Origin of the sequence: Geoalkalibacter sp., assembly GCF_030604225.1 — a bacterium.
Taxonomy (GTDB): domain Bacteria; phylum Desulfobacterota; class Desulfuromonadia; order Desulfuromonadales; family Geoalkalibacteraceae; genus Geoalkalibacter.
On sequence record NZ_JAUVWH010000172.1, the window covers coordinates 1 to 5112 of the forward strand.

General features: G+C 66.1%; 7 protein-coding genes. All 7 read right to left on the reverse strand.

Annotated features, from left to right (window positions below; all coding sequences use genetic code 11):
• A partial coding sequence (locus QAT43_RS14060; protein WP_305043723.1) for a flagellar basal body protein occupies positions 1-124 on the reverse strand: 124 nt, incomplete at its 3' end.
• 68 nt (positions 125-192) lie between these two features.
• The gene (gene flgF / locus QAT43_RS14065; RefSeq protein WP_305043718.1) at positions 193-918 is read right to left on the reverse strand and encodes a flagellar basal-body rod protein FlgF; all 726 of its coding nucleotides are present in this window, start codon (positions 916-918) and stop codon (positions 193-195) included.
• Positions 919-1001: 83 nt separating this feature from the next.
• Positions 1002-1442 carry a hypothetical protein gene (locus tag QAT43_RS14070; protein WP_305043719.1) on the reverse strand — a complete coding sequence of 147 codons (441 nt, stop codon included), beginning with the start codon at positions 1440-1442 and terminating at the stop codon, positions 1002-1004.
• Positions 1443-1482: 40 nt separating this feature from the next.
• Positions 1483-2229 carry a FliA/WhiG family RNA polymerase sigma factor gene (locus QAT43_RS14075; protein WP_305043720.1) on the reverse strand — a complete coding sequence of 249 codons (747 nt, stop codon included), beginning with the start codon at positions 2227-2229 and terminating at the stop codon, positions 1483-1485.
• 16 nt (positions 2230-2245) lie between these two features.
• Complete coding sequence (locus QAT43_RS14080; protein ID WP_305043721.1) at positions 2246-3157, reverse strand: MinD/ParA family protein; 912 nt, start codon at positions 3155-3157, stop codon at positions 2246-2248.
• 11 nt (positions 3158-3168) lie between these two features.
• Entirely contained in the window at positions 3169-4488 is a 1320-nt protein-coding gene (flhF, locus tag QAT43_RS14085) for a flagellar biosynthesis protein FlhF (protein WP_305043722.1), read from the reverse strand.
• Positions 4478-5062 carry an FHIPEP family type III secretion protein gene (locus tag QAT43_RS14090; protein WP_442900275.1) on the reverse strand — a complete coding sequence of 195 codons (585 nt, stop codon included), beginning with the start codon at positions 5060-5062 and terminating at the stop codon, positions 4478-4480. Before QAT43_RS14090 ends, flhF begins: the two co-directional genes overlap by 11 nt.
• Between the last annotated feature and the right edge of the window lie 50 nt (positions 5063-5112).

Consider the following 5112-nt stretch of genomic DNA (forward strand, 5'->3'; position numbering starts at 1 on the left):
GGAAGTCGGCGCGGCTTTTCTTGAAGCCGGCGGTGTTGACGTTGGCCAGGTTGTTGGAAATGACGTCCATGTTGAGCTGCTGGGCGGTCATGCCCGTGGCGGAAGTCCAAAGCGCTCTGATCATCGCTGCGATTCTCCTTGTGTCCTGACAGGGGCGGCGCGCGCCGCCCGCTTATTCCGAATGAAATGGTCCTAGCCGAGACTGCCCAGCTCGTCGGCCTTGCTGTTGACGTTCGAGTAGATCTTGAACACCTTGGTGAAGGACTCGAAGCTGCGGTGCGCCTCGATGAGCAGGGTCATTTCCTCCAGGGGATTGACGTTGGAGGCCTCCACCTGTCCCTGCACCAGGGTCGGCCGCTCCAGGGGCTCTTCGACGGTCTCGGCGCCCGGGGCGAAGAGGCCGTCGGCGCGTTTCTCCAGGGTGCGCGGGTCGTTGACCGTCACCACCTCCAGGCGGCCCGCCTCGGCCTCACCGTTCCAGACGCGGCCGTTCTCGTCGATGCGCACCTCGTCCTCGACGGTGAGGCGCAGGGGGCCGTTGGCCCCCAGGACGCGGTGACCGGCGCCGCTGACGAGAAAGCCCTCGGCGTCGAGGCGAAAGTTGCCCTGGCGGGTGTAGAAGGTGCCGCCCTGACCTTCGATCTTGAAGAAGCCGGGCCCTTCCAGGGCCACATGCAGGGGATTGCCGGTGGTTTCCAGGGTGCCCTGGCGCAGATCGGTATAGCCTTCGGCGCTGCGGTTGAAGTTCACGCCCTTGGCGGCGCCGCGCTGGCGGGCACCGTCGATGAGGGCCTCGAAGGCCAGGCGATCCTTCTTGTAGCCGGTGGTGTTGGCGTTGGCCAGGTTGTTGCCGACCATATCGAGCAGCTGCGTCCGGGCGCGCGCGCCGGAGAGGGCGCTGTAAACTCCGTTACTCATGTTTCATCCTTTGTCGAAGCGGGATGTCTTTCCCGGCCGTTTCCCACGGCTGTCCATCGTTTCGACCGAAAATCCGGGCAACTTTAGCTTTTTCCGCGGGCGACCTCGGCCAGGCGCACCAGCTGTTGGGCTTCGTCGGGCGAGACCTGCAAGACTTGGGCGATTTCCTCGGAGGCCAGGCCCTTTTCCGCCAGGGTCGCCACATGACGATAACGCTCCGGCGCGCTGCCGCCGCCCACCGTGCCGGCTTGACGCAGGCGCTCGCGCAGCACGCCCTCGTCGCAGGGCTGCGCCTCGACGACGGTGCCCAGGGCCGGGGTGGCCGGTGGTTCGGCGGCGGCGCTCTCCTCGGCGGCGGGGTTCGCTCCGCGCAGCGCCACCTTCTGCCACAGGGCCAGCTCCTCGCGCAGCTGGGCCAGCTCGCGGCGCAGCTTGCCCTGACTCAGATGCACGACGATCAGGGTCAGGCCGACGATGAGGGCGAGCAGGGCGACGCCGATGAAATTGACGGTTTGCAGGTCCATGGGGGTTCGGTTGCCGATTGTCGGTTGTCGGATTAAGGCTTCAGCGGCGCCGCTTGATGGTGCTGCTCATGCGCGCCTTGAGCTTGTGCAGGGCCTGGCTGTGCAACTGGGACACGCGCCCTTCGGTGAGGGAGAGCACCTCGGCGATCTCCTTTTGGGTGAGTTCCTCGTAGTAATAGAGGCTGATCACCAGGCGTTCCTTTTCCGTGAGCCGCTCCAGATGCTCGGCCAGCTCGCGGGTCAGCTCGCGTCGCTCGATGTGTTCGAGGGGCGTGACGGCCTGGGGGTCGGCGAGATTGTCGATGAAGGTGCGTCCCTCTTCGTACTCGTCGATGGTCTGGTGCAGGCTCACGCAGCCCAGGTGGCTGACCTCGGTGAGCAGGTCGCGGTAGCTGTCCAGATCGAGGTCCAGAGCCGCGGCGATCTCGTGTTCCTCCGCCCCGCGCCCGAGCTGCTGCTCGAGCTGCTCCAGGGTGCGGGTGAGGCGCGTCTGCTTGTCGCGCAGGGAGCGCGAGAACCAGTCGGTACGGCGCGCCTCGTCGAGCATGGCGCCGCGCATGCGGTGCTCGGCGAAGGTCTTGAAGAGGATGCCGCGCGTCGGGTCGAAGCGGTTGGCGGCATCGAGCAGCCCCATCATCGCCGCGCTGGCCAGATCATCGCGGGTCATGGACGCCGGCACCTGGGTGACCATGCGCTCCACCAGAAAATTGACCAGGGGCAGATGCTCCTCCACCAGGCGGCTGCGCTGGTCGCTCGCGGGCGGATAATGGAATTCGGGAGGATTCATGGTCATCACCCGCGGGTCAGGCTCCCTGACCAAACGACAGCAGCCGCCGCCAGAAGAACTGCAAACTGCCCTTGGGGCTCGGCTCGGCCTGGCCCGCGACCAGATGGCGCGCGATGTCCTCGAAGGCCGAGCTGGCCTTGGTCTTGGGAAACAGATCGACCATCACCTTCTGCCGCCGCACCGCCTCGCGCATGCGCTTGTCCTGGGGGATGCAGCCCAGGTAATCGATGGAGATGTCCAGGTAGCGGTTGGATACCATGGTCAGCTTGCGGTAGACGTCGAGGGCTTCCTCGCTGCTGGTCACCGAATTGACGATGAGGTTGAAGCGCTTTTCGTGGTACTGCACCGAGAGCAGCTTCATCAGCGCGTAGGCGTCGGTGATGGCGGTGGGCTCCGGCGTGGTGACCACCAGGATGTCCTGCGCGGCCACGTTGAAGTAGGTGACGTTCTCGGAAATGCCCGCCTCGGTGTCGATGATGACGATCTCGAAATCGCCGTGCAGCGCGTCGAGCTCGTTGAGAAACTTCATTTTCTGCTCGGAGCTCAGGCGCGTGACGGTTTGCATGCCCGAGCCCGCGGGCAAAATCTTGATGCCGCCCGGGCCTTCGACCATGATCTCGCTCAGGGAGCGCTCGCCGCTGAAGAAGTGGTTGAGGTTGTATTGCGGCGCCAGGCCAAAGACCACGTCGATGTTGGCCAGACCCAGATCGGCGTCGATGATCAGCACTCTTTTCCCCAGCCGCGCCAGGGCCAGGGCCACGTTGGACACCACGGCGGTCTTGCCCACCCCGCCCTTGCCGCTCGTCACCGACAGCACCCGCGCCGCCTTGCGTCCGGTTTCGGCCTCCACCGCGCGCGTCGCGCCGAAGCGTTCGCTCAGCGAACGCAGGGTTCCGGCCTGATCCAGTCGTTCCTGCACCATTTCCATAGCTGTCCTTCCTATGCCTGGCCCATGATCAGTTGGGCGATCTTCTTCGCGTCGGCCACCAGAATATCCTCCGGCACGCGCTGACCGTTGGTCAGATAAGCCAGGGGAAAATTGTGGCGCAGATGCACGTTGAGCAGCACGCCAAGGGCGGCGCATTCATCGATTTTGGTGAAAATCAGGTTGTGCAGTGGCACGCGGCCGAAGCGCGCCACCGCGTCGCACAGATCCTCGTCGCGGGTCGCGGCCGAGAGCACCAAGTGGTTTTCCGTGCGCAGCTCGGGTGTCAAGATCTCGGCTAGGCCGCGCAGGCTCTCCTCGTCGCGCGGGCTGCGCCCGGCGGTGTCGATGAGAATCAGATCCTTGTCGTTGTGCCGGTTGAGCACGCCGCGCATCTGCTTGGGCGACACCACCACCTCGACGGGCAGGTTCATGATTTCGCCGTAGACCTTGAGCTGCTCGACGGCGGCGATGCGGAAGGTGTCGATGGTCACCAGGGCCACGCCCTTGCCGCCGCTCAGCAGATGATCGGCGGCCAACTTGGCGATGGTGGTGGTCTTGCCCACCCCCGTCGGCCCGATCAGCGCCAGGCGCCGCTGGCCCTGGGTACGCCGCGCCGGCCGGCTCACCTGGATGAGGTCGCCGATGACGTCGCTGAACAGGGCGCGCATCACCTCGGGATTCTGCAATTGCCCGGCGGCGGCGCGCTGCGCGGCGAAGCGCACGATGGTTTCGGCGGCCTCTTCGTTGATGCCGCGCGCTCGCAGCAGGGCGATCAGCGGATCGAGCCGGGCATCGGCGTTGGTGGCGGCGGCGCGGCGGCGCGGCGCGGCGACCGGCGGCGCGCTCACCCTAACCTGGGGCTCCGGCATCACCGGCGCCGCCGGAGCGGGCTGAGGCGGGACGCTGCGCGCCTCGCTGATGAAATCGCGCACCATGGCCTTGAGTTCGTCGATCTCGCCGCGCAGGCTGTCGAGTTCGACCCGCTCGCGGGGCCGCTCTTCGACGGGCGCGGCCTTGGGCGCCGGATCCTGGCGGCGCCCGGCCCAGATGTTCTCGTAACTGAGTTCGTCGCCGTCGCCGCCCACCTCGACCCGGGTGCGCCGCGCGGGGAGATTGGCCAGGGCGCGCTTGGCCTCCGGCGCCCGTCCCGCTCCGACCGGAGCCACGGCTTCGACGGCCGCCGTCACTTCGAGGATCGGCTTGCCCAGCACGCCGAGGCCGCCCTTGCGGATGGTGCGGGTGGAGAGAATCAGGGCGTCGGGCCCCAGGGCCTCCTTGACCTTCTTCAGGGCCGAAGCCATGTCTTCGGATTCAAAGACTTTAACCAGCATGGGCCTTCACCGTTCCGACCGCGCGGATCTTCAGATCCGGGGCCACTTCGTTATGGGAAATCACCATCAGATTCGGCAGATAGCGCTCGGTCAACCTTTTGACGTGCGGTCGGATCGTTGGCGGACACAAGAGCACCGGATCGCCGCCCGCATACTGCTGGATCACCTCGCCCAGGCCGCTGAGAATGTTCTGCGCGGTGGCCGGATCCAAGGCCAGGTAGCTGCCCTGACCGCTGTGCTGGATGGCGTCCTGGATGCGCGCCTCGACGTCGCGGGCGAAGGTCAGCACCGGCAGCACGCCGTCGCCGGCCACCACGCCGGAGCAGATGGAACGCGCCATGGAGCGGCGCACGTGCTCGGTGAGCTGGTCGGGATCCTGACTGGCCGGCGCCCAGTCGGCCAGGGTTTCGAGAATCGAGCGCAGATCGCGGATCGAGACATGTTCCCGCAGCAGATTTTGCAGCACGCGCATCACCGTTCCGAGGTTGAGCAGATCGGGCACCAGTTCCTCCACCACCTTGGGGTGGCTCTTGCGGAAGTTATCCAGCAAGTTCTGTACCTCCTGGCGGCCCAAAAGTTCGTGCGCGTGTCTTTTTATGATTTCGCTGATGTGGGTGGCGACCA

Coding starts and splice junctions, on each gene's coding strand:
- flhF (WP_305043722.1), bottom strand. CDS start 4,488: ATGCTGGTTAAAGTCTTTGAATCCGAAGACATGGCTTCGGCCCTGAAG.
- QAT43_RS14070 (WP_305043719.1), bottom strand. CDS start 1,442: ATGGACCTGCAAACCGTCAATTTCATCGGCGTCGCCCTGCTCGCCCTC.
- flgF (WP_305043718.1), bottom strand. CDS start 918: ATGAGTAACGGAGTTTACAGCGCCCTCTCCGGCGCGCGCGCCCGGACG.
- QAT43_RS14075 (WP_305043720.1), bottom strand. CDS start 2,229: ATGAATCCTCCCGAATTCCATTATCCGCCCGCGAGCGACCAGCGCAGC.
- QAT43_RS14080 (WP_305043721.1), bottom strand. CDS start 3,157: ATGGAAATGGTGCAGGAACGACTGGATCAGGCCGGAACCCTGCGTTCG.